Here is a 17,782-nt window from a genome sequence, read left to right as displayed (position 1 = left end):
TCAGGTGTCTTTGGAGATCGTGATCGAAGGGAACTTCGACGAAAAATCCTTGGCCTTGGCGGCGATCTTGATCGCGACCTGGCGCGCCAGCGCTTTGTAAATGCCGGCGACTTCACCTTCAGGATCGGCGACAACCGTGGGCTTGCCGCTGTCGGCCTGCACGCGGATGGCGATGTCGAGCGGCAGCGCGCCGAGGTAGTCCATGCCGTACTGCGCGGCCATCTTCTTGCCGCCACCCTCGCCAAAGATGTGTTCGACATGGCCACAGTTGCTGCATACATGCACCGCCATGTTCTCGACGATGCCCAGAATCGGCACGCCGACCTTCTCGAACATTTTGATGCCCTTCTTTGCATCGAGCAGCGCGATGTCCTGCGGCGTCGTCACGATCACCGCGCCTGTGAGCGGCACGCGCTGCGCGAGTGTGAGCTGGATGTCGCCGGTGCCAGGCGGCAGATCGACGATGAGGTAGTCCAGGCCCGACCAGTTGGTCTGCCGCAGCAATTGGTCAAGCGCCTGCGTGGCCATGGGGCCGCGCCAGATCATCGCTTCGTCCTGGTTGACCAGAAAGCCGATCGACATGACCTCGACGCCGTAGTTCTTCAGCGGGTCCATCGTCTTGCCGTCGCTTGACTCAGGGCGGCCTTCGATGCCCATCATCATGGGCTGGCTCGGGCCGTAGATGTCGGCGTCGAGCAGGCCGACCTTCGCGCCTTCGGCAGCGAGCGCGAGTGCAAGGTTCACGGCCGTGGTGCTCTTGCCAACGCCGCCCTTGCCGGACGCGACTGCAACGATGTTCTTGATGTTCGGCAGCAGCGCGACACCGCGTTGTGCTGCGTGGGCAACGATGTTGCTGCTGATCGAGACGGACACGTTTGCTACGCCCGGCACCGCCTTGGCTGCGGCGACCAGCAACGAGCGCAAGGCAGTGAACTGGCTCTTGGCGGGGTAGCCAAGCTCGATGTCGAAAGCCACATCGCCGCCATCGCTGACCGTGAGGTTGCGCAGCGCGCGCGTGCTGACGAAATCTTTGCCGGTGTTGGGATCGGTCACGGCCGCAAGGGCCTGCGACAGCTGGTCGGTGGTGACTGCCATGGGGAATGCCTCGTGTTTGGCGGTGAGTGTAGCGACTCGGCCCATCGCGCGTGAGCACACGCTGAGCTACGCGGTAGCACCCGCCTGCTGCAGCACCCGCTCAAATTCCAGCTCGACCGCTTGCGCATCGAATTGCGCCTCTATCTCTTCAAGATCGATCCGCGAGGGCGGATCAGTCTCGCGCAGATGTACCAGCACTTGCGGCGACCAACCGTCACCAACCATCAAGTCAGCCAGCACCTCGCGGAACTGCGCGAACACTGCGTATTTGCCCTGCGCCACCATGGCCGACGCTTCGATGGAAAAACCTTGCGTTCGCATGAACACATAGGTGGCGGTTCGCGCCGCCATCAACAGCGAACGCACCGCCCAGCGATCGACGATGGTGGCAGCGCGGCCCAGCATCGTCTTGGGTTCGGCTTGATAGTCAATCGGGTTGTCTGGCAGGCCGTCGCGCTTGCCGCCGTCCCACGTATGGATCACCACCGTGGCATTGACGCCGTTGCGCAGCACGTTGGTCAGGCAGGTGACGAGCACAGCGGCGACGAGGTCTTCGAAAACGACATCCTGGCTGACTCCATCGCCATTGGCCAACAGCGCCGGGGCGGCCATGCCGTTGATGAGAACGCAGGCGGCGATGTACGGCAGCAACCCTTGCGCGGCCGCCTTGATCCGGTCGTCAAAGGTCAAGCCGCGGCGATCAACCGATGGGCCGCAGCCACTCAGGAGCTCTTTGCCGATCTCGACCGCGAGCGCCTCGACGAGCGAGCCGGCCTGGCGCGCCAGAAGAAATCCGTCGGGCCCGCCTCCCATGTGGATCGCGCGGGATCCGCGTGGCACCGCGATGGTGAATGCACAAAAGGCCATAACGCCTGCGGCCACAGCTGCCAATACACAGCCCGCATTGATCCACGGCGGCACTTCCTCGCGGCTTCGGACGGCAACAACACGCGCTGCGCACAAGGCAATCGCGCTCACTGCCACCATGGACTCTGTCGCCATCACGGCCGCTTCGTTGCCAATTGCGCAAGCGGCGGCGAGCCCACCGCCCGCAGCTGCTGACAGCGCCACGGCTGCTTTGCTACGCGCTGTCGTCGTGCCGAACTGGTGGCAGGCGATGCGGCCCACCACCAGCACGCCCGCGCCTGCCGTCGCGCCGATCAAAAGACCGGTTGCAATCGTTTCGTCGCCGGACGACCACGCCCCTGCAGTAGCGCACAAGGTTGCCAGCCCCGCCAGTTTTGCAGGTGGCTGGGCGATGACTTCTCGCAGGCAGTGCGCCCCCACTGTGCGCAGCGAGCGCAAACGCTCAGACGTGCAGTGCATGGCGCATCCCAAACATGCCACCTTGCGCGCGAGCAGGTGGCGTCTCGTCAATAAAGAAACTCTCGCGCCATTCGCTCGCCTGCCCGGCCGCCTGCTCGATGCCAGCGAGCAGCGCCTGCGCGGTGAGCCCATGCAGGGCGCTCGAATAGGTGAAGACGACGCGGTCCGTCACGGGGTCAAGCGCGAGGCGCGGGCTGCCCTGGGCGCCGAGCAGCAGGTTGACTTCGAGCAATCGCTTGTAGACAGGCAGGGCCTTTTCCGTGGGGCAGGCGCCGAAGTCGATGAACACTTGAACAAGTTGGCCCTCGCGCGAATCGAGCGCAATCGTCAGTGCCACGCCGTTGAATTTGAAGTTGCCCGTGTGGTGAAGGCTGCCGGGCCGGCTGCGCAAGCCGACGAGCTGCGCCAAGTCTTCCATGAGACTGCGATAGGCATCCTCGAGCGGGGGAAGTGGGGGTTCCATGGGTGAATCCGTACTGCAAAAGAGCTGCGGATTCTAGGAATCAAATAAGTCAGTTCTGTGTATCTTTTTCTTATATGCACATGCAAAGCGCATTCGCGAGACCGAAGCATAGAATTCCCGGCTCCCCATCTGACAACCCACATGACACAGCGCCAGCTCTTCGTTACCACCGCCTTGCCGTACGCCAACGGCAAGTTCCACATCGGCCACATCATGGAATACATCCAGGCCGACATCTGGGTGCGGCACCAGCGAATGCAGGGCAGCCAGGTGCACTTTGTGTGCGCCGACGACGCGCATGGCGCGCCGATCATGATTGCCGCCGAAAAGGCGGGCAAGACGCCGCAGCAGTTCGTCGCTGAAATCGCAGCGGGCCGCAAGCCGTACCTCGAAGGCTTTCACATCGCCTTCGACAACTGGCACAGCACCGACGCGCCTGAAAACCATGAGCTCGCGCAGCAGATCTATCGCGACCTGAAGGCCAACAACCTCATCTCGAGCAAGACCATCGAACAGTTCTTCGACCCACAGAAGAACATGTTCCTGCCCGACCGCTTCATCAAGGGCGAGTGCCCCAACTGCCACGCGAAGGACCAGTACGGCGACAACTGCGAGGTGTGCAGCAAGGTCTACAGCCCGACGGACCTGATCAACCCCTACTCCGCCCTCTCAGGCGCGACGCCGGTGCTCAAGACATCGGAGCACTTCTTCTTCAAGCTGTCCGATGCGCGTTGCATGGCGTTCCTCAAAGAGTGGACGACCAGCGGCGCGGTTCAACCCGAAGTGCTGAACAAGATCAGCGAGTGGCTCGAGCCTGATGCCGACGGCAAGACGGCCATGGGCGACTGGGACATCAGCCGCGATGCGCCGTACTTCGGCATTGAGATTCCTGATGCACCGGGCAAGTACTTCTACGTGTGGCTCGATGCGCCGGTGGGCTATCTCGCTTCGCTGAAGAACTACCTTGGGAAGATCGGTGTGGACTACGACAAGTTCATCGCCGACCCGACCGTGGAGCAGTACCACTTCATCGGCAAGGACATCATCACGTTCCACACGCTGTTCTGGCCCGCGATGCTGCACTTCAGCGGCCGCAAGGTGCCCAACAAGGTGTTCGTGCACGGCTTTCTCACGGTGAACAACGGCGAGAAGATGAGCAAGAGCCGCGGCACGGGGCTTGACCCGCTGAAGTACCTGTCGCTGGGCATGAACCCCGAGTGGCTGCGCTACTACCTGGCCGCCAAGCTGAACGGCCGCAACGAAGACATCGACTTCAACCCCGATGACTTCATGGCGCGCGTGAACAGCGACTTGATTGGCAAGTACGTGAACATTGCCAGCCGGGCGGTGAAGTTCATTCCGCAAGGCCAGCTGGTCGCGTCGCCCGTTGATGAAGAAGCGCAGGCCCTGGTGCGCAACACGCAGGCGCTGTATGAAGGTCGCGACTACGCGCGCGCACTGCGCGAAATCATGGCGTATGCCGACAAGGTCAATCTGCGCTTCGATGCTGCTGCACCGTGGAAGCTGGTGAAGGAAGGCAAGGCTGATGAGGCGGCTGCTATTTGCTCTGCGTGCATCGAGAGCTTCAAGGTGATGACGGCGTGCTTGAAGCCCGTGCTGCCGACGCTCGCTGCGCAAGCGGAGAAGTTTCTCGCCTGCGCGCCGCTGGATTGGAGCAACGCTGCTGCGCCGCTGGGTGCGGGGCATAGCGTGGGCAAGTACGAGCACTTGATGCAGCGCGTTGACGTGAAGCAGCTGGATGCGCTGTTTGAGGTAGCGGGGGAAGAGCCCCCACCCCAACCCTCCCCCAACGGGGGAGGGAGTGAACTGCCAGTGGGCGAAGAAATCGCCCCCACCATCACCATCGACGACTTCGTGAAGATCGACCTGCGCATCGCGAAGATCGTCGAGTGCAAGGCCGTCGAGGGTTCGACCAAGCTGCTGCAACTGACGCTCGACGCTGGCGAAGGCCGCATGCGCAACGTGTTCTCCGGCATCGCATCGGCTTACAAGCCGGAGCAACTCGTCGGCAAGCTCACCGTGCTCGTGGCCAACCTGGCGCCGCGCAAGATGAAGTTCGGCGTGAGCGAAGGCATGGTGCTGGCGGCGAGCCACGGCGACGAGAAGGCGAACCCGGGCATCTACGTGCTCGAGCCCTCGCCGGGTGCAATGCCGGGCATGCGCGTTCGATAGCAACTCGGCTTCAAGGGCAGGCGTAAACTGGCTCCATGGGCCGTACCCCCTTTCTGCCCCTCTCGCGCCGCAAGCGTTTCATCACGCGACTGCATCACTGCGGCCCCCCGGAATTGAACTGACTTTTCTGGTCCGTTCAACTCCGGGAGCATTCATTGAAATTTCCGTTCGTTTTCCGTCCGCGGCTGCTGGACGCGTTGCCTGGTTACGACCGTGACCGCTTCCTGCGCGACCTGGGCGCCGGCATCACCGTAGGCATCGTCGCCCTGCCGCTGGCCATGGCGTTTGCCATCGCGTCAGGCCTCAAACCCGAAGCCGGCCTGTGGACCGCCATCCTCGCGGGTTTCATCATCGCCGCGCTCGGTGGCTCCAACGTGCAGATCGGCGGGCCTGCCGGCGCATTCATCGTGATCGTGTACGGCATCGTCGAGCGCTACGGCCTGGCCAACCTGCTCATCGCTACCTCGTGCGCGGGTGTGCTGCTCTTCCTGCTGGGCGTGCTGCGGCTGGGCCGCCTGGTGCGATTCGTGCCGGTGAGCATCGTCATCGGCTTTACCAACGGCATCGCCGTGCTCATTGCCAGCTCGCAGATCAAAGACTGGCTCGGCTTGAGCATCGCGAAGATGCCTGCGGATTTTTTCGCGCAGCTCACGCTCATCAGCCGCCACATCGACACGTTCAATCCGTATTCCTTCGCGCTGGGTGTGACCTGCGTGTTGGGCCTGTTCTTATGGCCGCGCCTGTGGGGCAGCAATTCGCCGATCAAGGGCGCGATGAATCTGCCGGGGATGAGCAGCACCGCTGCAATTTCGGCGCGTGTGCCCAGCCCTATCGTCGCGCTCGTCACGCTCACGCTCTTTGCGTGGTACTTCAAATTGCCCGTGGAGACAATCGGCTCGAAGTTCGGCTCCATCCCGCGCGGGCTTCCGGCGTTCGCACTGCCCGCCTTTTCGTGGGAGACCGTCAAGCTGCTGGTCACGCCCACGATCACGATCGCACTGCTAGGCGCCATCGAGTCACTGCTCTGTGCACGTGTGGCAGACCAGGCCTCGACGCTGCGGCGGCACGACCCGAACCAGGAACTGATGGCGCAAGGCATCGCGAATTTCGTGGTGCCGTTCTTTGGTGGCATGCCAGCCACCGGCACGATCGCGCGCACGGTGACCAACGTGCGCGCAGGTGCCACCACACCTGTCGCAGGCATCACGCACGCCATCACCATCGCCGTGATCGTGATGGCTGCGGCGCCGCTGGCGCTGCATGTGCCCCTCGCCGTGCTGGCCGGCATCTTGCTGTTTGTGGCTTTCAACATGGGCGAGTGGCATGAGTTCGCCAAGCTGAAAACCTACAGCGCGCACTACCGCATCCTGATGCTCGGCACGTTCTTCCTCACGATCGTGTTCGACCTGACGGTCGCCATGGAAGTGGGCCTGGTCACCGCCTGCGCGCTGTTCATCCGGCGCATGAGCGGCGTCTTCACCGTGGAGCGCGTCCCGGCAGACGGCACCGTGCTGCAGTTCAAGCTGTACGGCTCGCTTTTCTTTGGTGCCGTGGCGAAAGTGGACGAGGTGGTGGAAGCGATCGAGCAAGGCCCTGACCAGCCTGTCGTCGTGCTCGACTGCCTGCAGCTCGTGCACATCGACACCAGCGGCCTCGATGCGTTGCGCGGCGTCCAGAAGGCGGCACTGCAAAGAACGGGAACGCTTCGCCTGGACAACCTGCAGCCAGAGGTGCGGGAAGTGATCGTGCGCGCGGGGTTCGATGCTGGCAGGTAAAATCGCCCGACTATGTCTTTCTCGTCCCTGATGATCCGCATCTTCCGCCGTCCCGACTATGAGTCGGACGTTTCGCAGTTCATCGGCCAGCTCAAGTCCGAACAGCCCAATCTCGAAGCGCAGCAGCGCGCCGGAAGGGCCTTGCTGTGGGACAAACAGGTCAACCGGCAAGCGCAGGCCGAATGGCGCGACGCACGCGTGGCGCAGACACCGTACGTGTACGGCGGCAACGGCACCGGCCACTAAAAGCAGCCCCGCGCGATGTCGGCATCTGTCGATACAACGACCCTGCCCGACGCGCCCGTGGCGGACGTGCCCGGCATCCCGCAGGTGATCGACCAGGTCGCATTGGCCCGGCTCTACGGCGAGCCGCTGTTCGCCATGCCGACCGACCTGTACATCCCGCCGGATGCACTCGAAGTCTTTCTGGAGGCGTTCGAAGGCCCGCTGGACTTGCTGCTGTACCTCATCCGCAAGCAGAACTTCAACATCCTCGACATCCCGATGGCCGCTGTGACGCGGCAGTACTTGGTGTATGTCGATGAAATCCGCACGCGCAACCTCGAACTCGCTGCCGAATACCTGCTGATGGCGGCGATGCTGATCGAGATCAAGTCGCGCATGTTGCTGCCACCCAAGAAGGTGGCCGAAGGGCAAGAGCCTGAAGACCCGCGCGCCGAACTCGTTCGCCGCCTGCTCGAATACGAGCAGATGAAACTTGCCGCCGCCCGCCTGAACGAGATGCCGCAGATCGGGCGCGACGTGCTGCGCGCGCAGGTGTTCATCGAGCAGGCGCTGCAGCCGCGCTTTCCGGATGTGAACGTGGTCGACCTGCAGGAAGCCTGGCGCGATATCGTCAAGCGCGCCAAGCTCGTGCAGCATCACAAGATCACGCGTGAAGAGCTCTCGGTGCGCGAGCACATGTCGATCGTGCTGCGCCGCCTGCAGGGGCACAAGTTTGTCGAATTCGAAGATCTGTTCGATGTCTCGCGCGGCATGTCGGTGCTCATCGTCACGTTCATCGCGATGCTCGAACTCGCGAAGGAATCGCTGATCGACCTCACGCAAGCCGAGGCCTACGCCCCCATTTATGTGCGGCTGGCTTACCAGCCCGCCTGAACGCAGGAAACCTGATGCCTGAATCATCCGCCGCGCGCGACTTCGACGTATTGATCGTCGGCAGCGGCCTCGCGGGACTGACCGCCGCCCTTCACCTCGCACCCAACTATCGCGTCGCGATCCTGACCAAACGGTCGATGGCAGATGGCTCATCCGGTTGGGCGCAAGGCGGCATCGCGGCTGTGTTCAGCAAAGACGACTCGTTCGAATCGCATGTCGATGACACGCTGGTTGCTGGCGCTGGCCTGTCGGACATCGACGCAACGCGCTACGTGGTCGAGCACGCGCCTGAAGCAGTGGACTGGCTGCGCGAACTCGGTGTGCCGTTCACGCAGGAAGAAGGCCACCTGCATCTCACGCGCGAAGGCGGCCACAGCGCGCGCCGCATCGTCCATGCGACAGACGCCACGGGCGCTGCCGTCCAGCGCACGCTGATCGAAGTAGTGCGCCGCACGCCCAACATCACCGTGCTCGAAAACCACATGCTGGTGGACCTGATCACCAGCACCAAGCTCGGTGCTGGCTCGACGAACGGGCCGACCTGCCTGGGCCTGTACGCGCTCGACGAAACCACTGACGAAGTCATCACCTATCGCGCGCCGCACACCATCCTGGCGACAGGCGGCGCGGGCAAGGTGTACCTGTACACGACCAACCCCGACACCTCCACCGGCGACGGCATTGCGGCTGCGTGGCGCGCGGGCTGCCGCGTGACGAACATGGAGTTCATCCAGTTCCACCCGACGTGCCTGTACCACCCGCACGTCAAGTCGTTCCTGATCACCGAGGCCGTGCGTGGCGAAGGCGGCAGGCTGCTGCTGCCGCAATCGGCTGGCGGCACGCGCTTCATGCCGCAGCACGATCCGCGCGCCGAACTCGCGCCGCGCGATGTGGTGGCCCGGGCCATCGACTTCGAGATGAAGAAACACGGCGTCGATTGCGTGTACCTCGACATCTCGCACCAGCCGCCCGAGTTCGTGAAGGAACACTTCCCGAACATCTACGCGCGCTGCCTGGAGCTGGGCATCGACATCACGCGCGAGCCGATTCCCGTCGTGCCCGCAGCGCACTACACCTGCGGCGGCGTGCACACCGACCTGGCGGGCCGTGCGGACCTCAAGGGCCTGCAGGCCATCGGCGAGTGCGCCTACACGGGCTTGCATGGCGCGAATCGCCTGGCGAGCAACTCGCTTGTCGAATGCATGGTGTTCGCCCGCGCGGCGGCCAAGGACATCCAGGAGCATTCGCTGCCCATGCCACCCGTGCTGCCGCCCTGGGACGAGAGCCGTGTCACCGATGCGGATGAGACGGTGGTCATCTCGCACAACTGGGACGAACTGCGCCGCTTCATGTGGGACTACGTGGGTATCGTGCGCACGAACAAGCGGCTCGAACGCGCGTCGCACCGCATTGCCTTGCTGCAGGAAGAGATCCAGGAGTTCTACGCGAACTTCCACGTGACTCGAGACTTGCTGGAGCTGCGCAACCTGGTGACGGTGGCCGAGCTGATCGTGCGCAGCGCGCAGGCGCGGCATGAAAGCCGTGGCGGCCACTTCATCAAGGACTATCCGCAGCTCGAAGACGTCGCGCACCCGACGATCCTGGTGCCGGCCTGAAACTTCGCGGGCGCAAGGCGTTGCAATGAGCCCCCTGGTCATTCGTGCAGCCACCGCCGAAGACGCGCTGTGCATCAGCGTGCTGGCAACGCAGGTCTTCCTCGACACCTATGCGCCGCGTGGCGTCTCGGCGCAGATTGCGCGCGAAGTGCAAGGCGTTGTCGGGCTCGATGCGGTGACGCGCGAATTAAGCGATGCATCGGTGAAGGTGCTCGTTGCCACGCGCGATGAATTCCTGCTCGGGTTTGCCAAGTGGACGCCCGGCGCACGCCATGAACTGCTCGACGCAACTACGCCGGCCGCTGAGCTGGACAGGCTCTACGTGCAGGAAGCGTCAACAGGCCAAGGCATTGGCTCAGCGCTGATGCGCGAGGTGGAGGCGCAAGCCGCCCGCGCGGGTGCCGCAACCCTCTGGCTCACGGCGTGGGTACACAACGAACGGGCGCTGCGCTTCTATCCGCGCCAGGGCTACACCGATGCGGGCGGCACGCTCTATACCTACGAAGGCGTCTCGCACGACAACCGGCTTTTCGTCAAAACGCTTTGAGGCCGCCAGCGATGCAACTCGTTCGACCTGCACTCGATCACCTACCCAGCTACATCGCCGCGCTCGAGCGCGTCTGGTCCGCTGATTCGATTCGCCCGGAAGCGGGCGCCGAGGAGCTCGCGCGCATTCGCGATGACGCGCAGGCATTCATCGCGAGCATGGAAGACCGCGAAGGCAATGGGCCCAAAGTCAAATTGCCGGACGGCACGCTGGTGAACCGCATCCCCGGCTATACGCGCTGGATGTGGGACGGCGAGTTTGCCGGCAGCATCAACTTTCGCTGGCAGCCGGGCACATCGGAATTGCCGGCGCGCGTGCTTGGGCACATCGGCTACGCGGTGGTGCCGTGGAAGCAGCGGCTGGGCTATGCAACGTCGGCCTTGCGCCAGTTGCTCGATGAAGCGCGCGCAGAAGGACTGCCCTACGCCATCATCACGTGCGATCAGACGAACATCGCCTCGCAGCGCGTGATTGAAGCCAATGGCGGCGTGATGATCGAGCGGTTTCTCAAGCTGCCGCAGTTCGGCAGCAAGCCGAGCTTTCGCTACCGGATCGCGTTCAACTAGGACACAGCGAACGCCAGCGCTGCCTCAGGCCGCGCCGATGTTCGGCACCAGCGAGCCCGCAGGCTGACCCGCCTTCAATGCCGCCGTGAAAGCCAGCATCCGGTCGATCGGCAAGCGCGCACGAAAACCCAATGCCGGGTCGACGTGAACTTCATTGGCGCCCGTCTCCAGCACATGTGCCAGACCTGCCAGGCCATTCATCGCCATCCACGGGCAGTGCGCGCAGCTCTTGCACGTCGCGCTGTTGCCGGCAGTCGGCGCTTCGATGAACACCTTGCCGGGGTTCAACGTGCGCAGCTTGTGCATCATGCCGTTGTCCGTCGCTACGATGAACTCCTGCGCGTCCAGCTCTTTCGCAGCGCGCAGGATGCCCGAGGTCGAACCCACTGCATCGGCCAGTGCAATCACGTCAGCCGGTGACTCCGGGTGCACAAGCACTTTCGCCTTCGGATGCTGCTTCTTCAGCTCCACCAGCTCGAACGCCTTGAACTCGTCGTGCACGATGCATGCGCCGTTCCAGAACACCATGTCCGCGCCAGTCTCGCGCTGGATGTACGAGCCGAGGTGTTTGTCTGGCGCCCACAGCAGCTTGTGGCCTTTGTCTTTGAGGGCGCGCGCAATGTCGAGCGCGCAGCTGGACGTGACGAGCCAGTCAGACCGCGCTTTGACGGCGGCGCTCGTGTTCGCATAGACCACGACAGTGCGGTCCGGATGCTGGTCGCAAAACGCGGAGAACTCGTCGGCAGGGCAGCCGAGATCGAGCGAGCAGGTCGCATCCAGATCAGGCATGAGCACGCGCTTTTCAGGCGAAAGAATCTTCGATGTCTCGCCCATGAACCGCACACCCGAGACCACCAGCGTCGTCGCCGGGTGATCACGGCCAAAGCGCGCCATCTCGAGCGAGTCGCTCACGATGCCGCCAGTCTCTTCAGCCAGGTCCTGCAGGTCCGGGTGAACGTAGTAGTGCGACACCATCACGGCGTTGCGCTCTTTCAAAAGGCGCTTGATGCGCTCCTTGAGTTCGGCGCGCTCGTGCGGCAGCGGCTCCACAGGTACGCGCGCCCACGCATGACGTGTGTCGCACGCGTTGGCCGCGGGCTCGGGGTGGTCGTACTCGACGTCGAAGATCGGAATGACTGCGCTCATCACAGCTCCTTCAGGCGCATGGAAAAATCGGTGGCCTTCACGTCTTTGGTGAGCGCGCCGATGGAGATGCGATCCACGCCCGTCTCAGCCAGCGCCCGCACCGAATCAAGCGTCACGCCGCCGGAGATTTCGAGAATGGCGCGACCATTGTTGATGCGAACGGCTTCACGCAAAGTGGGCAGCGGCATGTTGTCGAGCAGGATCATCTTCGCGCCGGCACCCAGGGCTTCTTCCAGCTGCGCGAGCGTCTCGACTTCGATCTCGATGAATGTCGCGCTCGCCGCAGCTTGCGCCGCTGCCTTCAGCACTTGCGTCACGCCGCCGGCGGCAGCAATGTGGTTTTCCTTGATGAGCACGGCGTCGTACAGGCCGATGCGGTGATTGGTGCCGCCGCCCGCGCGCACGGCGTACTTCTGCGCAAGCCGCAATCCCGGCAGGGTCTTGCGCGTATCGACGATGCTGGCGCGCGTGCCTCGAACGGCATCGACATACGTTGCCGTCTTGGTGGCAACGGCGCTCATCATCTGCAGGAAATTGAGCGCGGTGCGCTCGGACGTGAGAAGCCCGCGTGCGGTGCCTTCTATCTCAACAACGATTTGGTCTGCGGTGCACCTTGCGCCTTCACGCACGAGCCAATGAACAGTCGCGTGCGGCTCAACGAGTTTGACGGCGGCATCGAACCACGGCTGGCCGCAAATCACCGCCGCTTCGCGGGCCAGAACGCGCGCGCGCGCACGGCGTGCGGGGTCCACCAGGCTGGCTGTCAGGTCACCATCGCCAACATCCTCTGCAATGGCGCGAGCGGCATCGTCGCGGGCCAGCCGCTCGATGGAAGCAGTAGAAAAATCAAAGGGCAGACTCATGCCGCCAAGCATAGCCGCATGCCGGAATCCGCGTGGATCAGAGACAATGTTCGGCATGGAATCCGCCTACATGACGCAGGCGCCAACGCGCACGGAAATCGACAGTGCGACGGGCGCCATGGTGCTCAACTTCGGCACCGACTGGTGCGGCCACTGCAAGGCCGCCGCGCCGCTTGTGCAGCAAATGCTGCAGGGGCACGGCGATGTGCAGCACGTCAAGGTGGAAGACGGCAGCGGCCGGGAACTGGGGCGCTCCTTTCACGTCACGTTGTGGCCAACGCTGGTGTTCCTGCGCGATGGTGTTGAGCAGGCGCGCGTCGTGCGGCCGCGCAGTGTGGATGTGATCCGTGAGGCGCTCGCGAAGATCGCCTGAGCAAAGATCGCTTGAGAACGGCGCGTTACGCCTCCGCCGCCGGGCCGCGGCCCATCAAAGCAGCCAGCGCCTGTGCGGGCGTGACAGCGCCATCAAGCAGGGCCACCACACCCGACGCTATCGGCATGTCCACGCCCAGGGCCAGAGCGCGTGCAACCACCGTGCGTGCGCTGTTAACGCCTTCTGCCACATGCCCGAGTGAGGCCACGGCCTGGTCCAGCGTCTGGCCTTTTGCGAGCGCCAGGCCCACCTGCCGGTTGCGGCTGAGGTCACCGGTGGCTGTGAGCACCAGGTCACCCAGCCCCGACAAGCCCATGAACGTTTCAGCGCGCGCGCCCAGCGCGATGCCCAGCCGCGTCATCTCGGCCAGGCCGCGCGTGATCAGCGCAGCGCGCGCGTTCAAACCAAGGCCCAGGCCATCGCACAAGCCCGTTGCAATCGCCAGCACGTTCTTGACGGCGCCGCCCACTTCAACGCCAACGAGATCGTCGTTGGCATACACGCGCACGTTCGCACCATGGAAAGCGCGCACGAGCGCTTCACGCACGGCGCGCTCTGAACTGGCGGCCACAAGCGCCGTGGGCTGGCCGCGCGCCACCTCCAGCGCAAAGCTGGGCCCGCTCAGCACGCCAGCCTGCAAGCGCGGTGCGACTTGCGCGCGAATCTCGTGGCCCAGCAGGCCGTCATGCCCCTGCTGTGGCAGCTCGAAGCCTTTGCACAGCCAGGCCACCGTCGCGGGGCAGTCTTGCAACTCGATGAGTTTCTGGCGCAAACCAGCCATGGGGGTGGCGATGACGGCCAGCTCGCAGCTGCCCGCCAGCTCAGGCATGAGGGCAGTGCTTTGCGCAACGACGTTCAGCTGCGGTGCCAGCGCAACGCCAGCGAGGTAGCGTTGGTTCTCGCGCGACGACTGCATGGCCTGCGCCTGCTGCGCGTCACGCGCGACAAGCGTCACGTCGTGCCGCGCAGCCGCGGCGCTGGCAAGTGCTGTGCCCCAGGCGCCAGCGCCGAAGATCGCGATCTTCATTGGCGGGCCCGGGGGTCGCTTCAGGCGGTCGTGATGATCTGCGACGGCGCGGCTGCCTGCGCCAGTTCGGCCTGCTGGCGCTCGTACATGGCCTGGAAGTTGATCTCAGCCAGGTGCACCGGCGGAAAGCCCGCGCGCGTGACCAGGTCGGCCACGTTGCCGCGCAGGTACGGGTACACGATTTGCGGGCACGCAATGCCCAGGATCGGGTTCATCTGCTCGGCCGACAGGTTGCGGATTTCGAAGATGCCGGCTTGCTTGGCTTCAACGAGGAACACCGTCTTGTCCTTGATGGTGGTCGTCACTGTGGCCGTGACGCTCACTTCGAAAACGCCGTCGGCCACGTTGCCGGCCTCGACACCCAGCTGGATGTCGACGGAGGGCTGTTCCTGCTCCAGCAGGATGGCGGGGGAATTCGGCTGCTCGAGCGAAGCTTCCTTCAGGTAGACGCGCTGGATCTGGAAAACGGGTTCGGTGGAAGGTTGCTGCTGTTCGTCGGCCATGGTTGTCTTTGAGGTTCGGGGAAAACGGGGATTATCTCAGCTGGGTTTTGGCAGCCGCTCAGGTGGCGGTGGCCGCGCCCTGCAGCAGCGGCATCAAGCCGCCGCGGCTGTCGAGCGCCATGAGGTCGTCGCAGCCGCCCACGTGGGTGTTGCCAATGAAGATCTGCGGCACGGTGCGCCGGCCGGTGATTTCCATCATCTTCATGCGCTCATCGGGTTGCATGTCGACACGGATCTCGTCGATCGATTCGACGCCGCGCGCCTTGAGGATTTGCTTGGCGCGAATGCAGTATGGGCAGACGGCCGTGGTGTACATCGTGACGGATTGCATGTGCGTCTCTCAGGCCGGGCGTCAGGCTTTTTCGACCGGCAGGTTGGCCTCGCGCCAGGCCTTGAGCCCGCCCGTGAGGACCTGTGCCTGCTCGTAGCCCAGCTTCCTGGCCGTAGCCAGCGCCCGGTTGGCGCGAGCGCCGGTGGCGCAGACCAGAATCAGCGGTACGGTCTTGTTCTTGACGACTTCCGGCAACCGCTTTTCAAGCTCGCCGACGGGCACGTTCTTGGCGCCGCCCACATGGCCAGCGGCAAACTCGTCAGCCTCGCACACATCAACAACGATGGCGCGTTCGCGGTTGATGAGTTGCACGGCACCTGCCGTGGAAATGCCACCGGCAGTTGCCCCCTGAATGACGGGCCACATCAGCATGCCGCCAGAGGCGAGCGCAACCGCGATGAGCTGCCAGTTGTCGAGAATGAATTTCACTTGTTTCCTTGGGCGCGGGTTGGGGGTCAGCCCTCGATTCTAAAATGCCGGGTTACGCCACGCATTCACTCCATCCAAAACCCATGTTCAAGCTCGTGCTCATCCGCCACGGCCAGTCCACCTGGAACCTCGAAAACCGATTCACGGGCTGGGTCGATGTGCCCCTGACACCCCAGGGCGTGAACGAAGCCAAGTCCTGCGGGCGCGTGCTGCGCGAAGAAGGCTACGACTTCGATGTCTGCTACACGAGCGTCCTCAAGCGAGCGACGCATACCCTGTGGCACTGCCTCGACGAAATGGATCGCACCTGGCTGCCCGTGCTGCATACCTGGCGGCTCAACGAGCGTCACTATGGTGCGCTGCAGGGGCTCAACAAGGCCGAAACCGCCAGGCAGTACGGCGACGAGCAGGTCCTGATCTGGCGCCGCAGCTACGACGTGCCGCCGCCCGCCCTCGACGCGAATGACATCCGCAGCGAACGCGGCGACGTGCGCTACGCCAAGCTCGAACCCGGCCAGCTGCCGCTGACCGAGTGCCTGATGGACACGGTCGAGCGCGTGATGCCCGTGTGGAACGAAAGCATTGCGCCGGCCATCAAGGCGGGCAAGCGCGTGCTAATCACGGCGCACGGCAATTCGATCCGCGCGCTGGTCAAATACCTGGACAACATCAGCGACAGCGCCATCGTCGGCCTGAACATCCCGAACGGCGTCCCGCTGGTCTACGAGCTCGACGAGCACCTCAAGCCGATTCGCAGCTACTACCTGGGGCTGCCCCAGCAGTAAAGTTCAGGTAAACAAAGACTTTTTCACAGAGTCACAGCAACACCCGCGGGAACTGCGGGCATGCGATTTGCCTCTTACTCCACTCGCAGGTGTATATTTTCGACACTAGAGGACTGGATTGAGTCGCATGAGCCACAAACTGAAGATTGCCGGCTGGGTTACTGTTGGCGCACTCGCTGGCGCGCTGACCACGGTGTCGCTGCAAACGGTTGCACGAGGAGCGCTCGCCCCCTTGCCACTGGAGGAGCTGCAGCAGCTGGCCGCCGTATTTGGCATGGTCAAGAGCGACTACGTCGAGCCCGTCGACGAGAAAAAGCTGATCCAGGATGCGATTGCCGGCATGGTGGCCAGCCTCGATCCTCACTCGCAGTACTTCGACAAGAAGTCCTTCAAGGAATTCAAGGAAGGCACGACGGGCCGTTTTGTGGGCGTCGGCATCGAGATTTCCCAGGAAGACGGCCTCGTCAAGGTTGTCTCGCCGATCGAAGGCTCGCCGGCCTTCCGCGCAGGCCTCAAGCCCAACGACCTCATCACCAAGATCGACGACACGGCCGTCAAGGGCCTGTCGCTCAATGAAGCCGTCAAGAAGATGCGCGGTGAGCCCAACACCAAGGTGATGCTCACGATCTATCGCAAGGACGAAAGCCGCAGCTTCCCCGTCACGATCAACCGCGAAGAAATCAGGACGCAGTCCGTCAAGGGCAAGGTGCTGGAGCCGGGTTACGCCTGGATCCGCTTGTCGCAGTTCCAGGAGCGCACGGTTGACGACTTTGCGCGCAAGCTCGAAGAGATCTACAAGGCTGAGCCCAACCTCAAGGGCCTGGTGCTCGACCTGCGCAACGACCCGGGTGGCCTGCTCGACGCAGCGGTCGCCGTCTCTGCGGCTTTCCTGCCGGAAAACGTCACCGTGGTTTCGACCAACGGCCAGCTGGCCGAATCGAAGTTCACTTACAAGGCCGCGCCGGAGTACTACCAGCGCCGCGCCGGCAACGACCCGCTGCGCCGCCTGCCCGCGTCGATCAAGACAGTGCCGCTGGTGGTGCTCGTGAATGAAGGCTCTGCGTCCGCCAGCGAGATCGTCGCTGGCGCCCTGCAGGACCATCGCCGCGCCACCGTGATCGGCAGCCAGACGTTCGGCAAGGGTTCGGTGCAGACGGTGCGCCCCCTCGGCCCCGATACGGGCCTGAAGCTCACAACAGCCCGCTACTACACGCCCAGCGGCAAGTCGATCCAGGCCAAGGGCATCGTGCCCGACGTGATGGTGGACGAGTCTGAAGAAGGCAACGTGTTCTCGGTGCTGCGCACCCGCGAGGCTGACCTTGAAAAGCACCTGGGCAGCGGCCAAGGCGCAGAAGTGAAGGACGCGGCTCGCGAAAAGGCCCGCGACGAAGCGCGCAAGAAGGCCGAGGAACAGGCCAGCAAGGCGCCGAGCGAGCGGCCCAAGGTGCCCGAGTTCGGCAGCGACAAGGACTTCCAGCTGGTTCAGGCACTCAACCAGCTCAAGGGTCGCCCGGTGCTCATCTCCAAGACGATGGTCGAGCGCAAGGAAGAGAAGAAGGAAAATTGATCCTGGCCCTTGGGTCCTGAACAAAGCCGGCGCCAGCCGGCTTTTTCTTTTGCGGCCA

General features: G+C 63.7%; 19 protein-coding genes. 10 read left to right on the top strand and 9 right to left on the bottom strand.

All coding sequences use genetic code 11. From position 1 onward, the window contains the following. The 3 genes from apbC to GHT07_RS03265 form a co-directional block, all read right to left on the bottom strand. On the bottom strand, positions 1-1,095 hold the full coding sequence (gene apbC / locus GHT07_RS03275) for an iron-sulfur cluster carrier protein ApbC (protein WP_153583619.1): 1,095 nt from the start codon (positions 1,093-1,095) through the stop codon (positions 1-3). Between the two features lie 66 nt (positions 1,096-1,161). Then, entirely contained in the window at positions 1,162-2,421 is a 1,260-nt protein-coding gene (locus GHT07_RS03270; protein WP_153583618.1) for a hypothetical protein, read from the bottom strand. Beyond that, on the bottom strand, positions 2,405-2,884 hold the full coding sequence (locus GHT07_RS03265; protein ID WP_153583617.1) for a CesT family type III secretion system chaperone: 480 nt from the start codon (positions 2,882-2,884) through the stop codon (positions 2,405-2,407). Before GHT07_RS03265 ends, GHT07_RS03270 begins: the two co-directional genes overlap by 17 nt. A gap of 141 nt (positions 2,885-3,025) precedes the next feature. Here GHT07_RS03265 and metG point away from each other — a divergent pair, with 141 nt between their 5' ends. The 7 genes from metG to GHT07_RS03230 all read left to right on the top strand — a co-directional run bounded on the left by metG (position 3,026) and on the right by GHT07_RS03230 (position 10,700). Beyond that, positions 3,026-5,077, top strand: a complete 2,052-nt coding sequence (gene metG, locus GHT07_RS03260) for a methionine--tRNA ligase (RefSeq protein ID WP_153583616.1) — start codon at positions 3,026-3,028, stop codon at positions 5,075-5,077. Between the two features lie 155 nt (positions 5,078-5,232). Next, complete coding sequence (locus tag GHT07_RS03255) at positions 5,233-6,852, top strand: SulP family inorganic anion transporter (protein WP_153583615.1); 1,620 nt, start codon at positions 5,233-5,235, stop codon at positions 6,850-6,852. 12 nt (positions 6,853-6,864) lie between these two features. Beyond that, positions 6,865-7,098, top strand: coding sequence for a DUF3460 family protein (locus GHT07_RS03250; RefSeq protein WP_228488143.1), 234 nt, complete (start codon positions 6,865-6,867; stop codon positions 7,096-7,098). Positions 7,099-7,113: 15 nt separating this feature from the next. Then, complete coding sequence (locus tag GHT07_RS03245) at positions 7,114-7,971, top strand: segregation and condensation protein A (RefSeq protein WP_153583614.1); 858 nt, start codon at positions 7,114-7,116, stop codon at positions 7,969-7,971. A 14-nt stretch (positions 7,972-7,985) separates the two neighbouring features. After that, on the top strand, positions 7,986-9,587 hold the full coding sequence (nadB, locus tag GHT07_RS03240; RefSeq protein ID WP_153583613.1) for an L-aspartate oxidase: 1,602 nt from the start codon (positions 7,986-7,988) through the stop codon (positions 9,585-9,587). A 25-nt stretch (positions 9,588-9,612) separates the two neighbouring features. Next, positions 9,613-10,134 carry a GNAT family N-acetyltransferase gene (locus tag GHT07_RS03235; protein WP_194792805.1) on the top strand — a complete coding sequence of 174 codons (522 nt, stop codon included), beginning with the start codon at positions 9,613-9,615 and terminating at the stop codon, positions 10,132-10,134. 11 nt (positions 10,135-10,145) lie between these two features. Then, the gene (locus GHT07_RS03230; RefSeq protein ID WP_153583611.1) at positions 10,146-10,700 is read left to right on the top strand and encodes a GNAT family N-acetyltransferase; all 555 of its coding nucleotides are present in this window, start codon (positions 10,146-10,148) and stop codon (positions 10,698-10,700) included. A 24-nt stretch (positions 10,701-10,724) separates the two neighbouring features. Here the strand turns inward: GHT07_RS03230 and nadA are convergent, their stop codons facing one another. Then, positions 10,725-11,846, bottom strand: coding sequence for a quinolinate synthase NadA (nadA, locus tag GHT07_RS03225; protein WP_153583610.1), 1,122 nt, complete (start codon positions 11,844-11,846; stop codon positions 10,725-10,727). Next, on the bottom strand, positions 11,846-12,709 hold the full coding sequence (gene nadC, locus GHT07_RS03220) for a carboxylating nicotinate-nucleotide diphosphorylase (RefSeq protein ID WP_153583609.1): 864 nt from the start codon (positions 12,707-12,709) through the stop codon (positions 11,846-11,848). Before nadC ends, nadA begins: the two co-directional genes overlap by 1 nt. A 55-nt stretch (positions 12,710-12,764) precedes the next feature. Between nadC and GHT07_RS03215 the strand changes: the two genes are divergently transcribed. Continuing rightward, positions 12,765-13,082 (top strand): thioredoxin family protein, encoded by a 318-nt coding sequence (locus tag GHT07_RS03215; RefSeq protein ID WP_153583608.1) that lies wholly within the window; start codon positions 12,765-12,767, stop codon positions 13,080-13,082. A gap of 25 nt (positions 13,083-13,107) precedes the next feature. On the opposite strand, the gene GHT07_RS03210 is transcribed toward GHT07_RS03215, so the two are convergent. Genes GHT07_RS03210 through GHT07_RS03195 form a run of 4 tightly spaced genes read right to left on the bottom strand, consistent with a single transcriptional unit; the run spans position 13,108 to position 15,372 of the window. Continuing rightward, complete coding sequence (locus GHT07_RS03210) at positions 13,108-14,109, bottom strand: NAD(P)H-dependent glycerol-3-phosphate dehydrogenase (protein WP_153583607.1); 1,002 nt, start codon at positions 14,107-14,109, stop codon at positions 13,108-13,110. Positions 14,110-14,129: 20 nt separating this feature from the next. Continuing rightward, positions 14,130-14,612, bottom strand: a complete 483-nt coding sequence (gene secB / locus GHT07_RS03205) for a protein-export chaperone SecB (protein ID WP_153583606.1) — start codon at positions 14,610-14,612, stop codon at positions 14,130-14,132. A gap of 58 nt (positions 14,613-14,670) precedes the next feature. Next, the gene (gene grxC, locus GHT07_RS03200; protein WP_153583605.1) at positions 14,671-14,943 is read right to left on the bottom strand and encodes a glutaredoxin 3; all 273 of its coding nucleotides are present in this window, start codon (positions 14,941-14,943) and stop codon (positions 14,671-14,673) included. Between the two features lie 21 nt (positions 14,944-14,964). Next, entirely contained in the window at positions 14,965-15,372 is a 408-nt protein-coding gene (locus GHT07_RS03195; RefSeq protein WP_323740769.1) for a rhodanese-like domain-containing protein, read from the bottom strand. An 83-nt stretch (positions 15,373-15,455) separates the two neighbouring features. Here GHT07_RS03195 and gpmA point away from each other — a divergent pair, with 83 nt between their 5' ends. Together gpmA and GHT07_RS03185 are read left to right on the top strand one after the other, a co-directional pair. Then, positions 15,456-16,157: a 2,3-diphosphoglycerate-dependent phosphoglycerate mutase gene (gene gpmA, locus GHT07_RS03190; RefSeq protein WP_153583604.1), complete on the top strand. Its 702-nt coding sequence runs from the start codon at positions 15,456-15,458 to the stop codon at positions 16,155-16,157. A gap of 127 nt (positions 16,158-16,284) precedes the next feature. Beyond that, positions 16,285-17,724, top strand: coding sequence for a S41 family peptidase (locus GHT07_RS03185; protein WP_153583603.1), 1,440 nt, complete (start codon positions 16,285-16,287; stop codon positions 17,722-17,724). Positions 17,725-17,782 lie beyond the last annotated feature (58 nt).

Source organism: Caenimonas koreensis DSM 17982, from assembly GCF_009646335.1.
GTDB lineage: Bacteria > Pseudomonadota > Gammaproteobacteria > Burkholderiales > Burkholderiaceae_C > Ramlibacter > Ramlibacter koreensis.
This window is presented reverse-complemented; position numbering and strand designations above follow the sequence as displayed.

Excerpts from the sequence above, each read along its gene's own strand:
- grxC (WP_153583605.1), bottom strand. The coding sequence starts at position 14,943 with ATGCAATCCGTCACGATGTACACCACGGCCGTCTGCCCATACTGCATT.
- GHT07_RS03210 (WP_153583607.1), bottom strand. The coding sequence starts at position 14,109 with ATGAAGATCGCGATCTTCGGCGCTGGCGCCTGGGGCACAGCACTTGCC.
- nadC (WP_153583609.1), bottom strand. The coding sequence starts at position 12,709 with ATGAGTCTGCCCTTTGATTTTTCTACTGCTTCCATCGAGCGGCTGGCC.
- GHT07_RS03250 (WP_228488143.1), top strand. The coding sequence starts at position 6,865 with ATGTCTTTCTCGTCCCTGATGATCCGCATCTTCCGCCGTCCCGACTAT.
- GHT07_RS03270 (WP_153583618.1), bottom strand. The coding sequence starts at position 2,421 with ATGCACTGCACGTCTGAGCGTTTGCGCTCGCTGCGCACAGTGGGGGCG.
- GHT07_RS03245 (WP_153583614.1), top strand. The coding sequence starts at position 7,114 with ATGTCGGCATCTGTCGATACAACGACCCTGCCCGACGCGCCCGTGGCG.
- metG (WP_153583616.1), top strand. The coding sequence starts at position 3,026 with ATGACACAGCGCCAGCTCTTCGTTACCACCGCCTTGCCGTACGCCAAC.
- gpmA (WP_153583604.1), top strand. The coding sequence starts at position 15,456 with ATGTTCAAGCTCGTGCTCATCCGCCACGGCCAGTCCACCTGGAACCTC.
- nadA (WP_153583610.1), bottom strand. The coding sequence starts at position 11,846 with ATGAGCGCAGTCATTCCGATCTTCGACGTCGAGTACGACCACCCCGAG.
- GHT07_RS03230 (WP_153583611.1), top strand. The coding sequence starts at position 10,146 with ATGCAACTCGTTCGACCTGCACTCGATCACCTACCCAGCTACATCGCC.
- nadB (WP_153583613.1), top strand. The coding sequence starts at position 7,986 with ATGCCTGAATCATCCGCCGCGCGCGACTTCGACGTATTGATCGTCGGC.
- GHT07_RS03185 (WP_153583603.1), top strand. The coding sequence starts at position 16,285 with ATGAGCCACAAACTGAAGATTGCCGGCTGGGTTACTGTTGGCGCACTC.
- GHT07_RS03235 (WP_194792805.1), top strand. The coding sequence starts at position 9,613 with ATGAGCCCCCTGGTCATTCGTGCAGCCACCGCCGAAGACGCGCTGTGC.
- GHT07_RS03265 (WP_153583617.1), bottom strand. The coding sequence starts at position 2,884 with ATGGAACCCCCACTTCCCCCGCTCGAGGATGCCTATCGCAGTCTCATG.
- apbC (WP_153583619.1), bottom strand. The coding sequence starts at position 1,095 with ATGGCAGTCACCACCGACCAGCTGTCGCAGGCCCTTGCGGCCGTGACC.
- GHT07_RS03215 (WP_153583608.1), top strand. The coding sequence starts at position 12,765 with ATGGAATCCGCCTACATGACGCAGGCGCCAACGCGCACGGAAATCGAC.
- secB (WP_153583606.1), bottom strand. The coding sequence starts at position 14,612 with ATGGCCGACGAACAGCAGCAACCTTCCACCGAACCCGTTTTCCAGATC.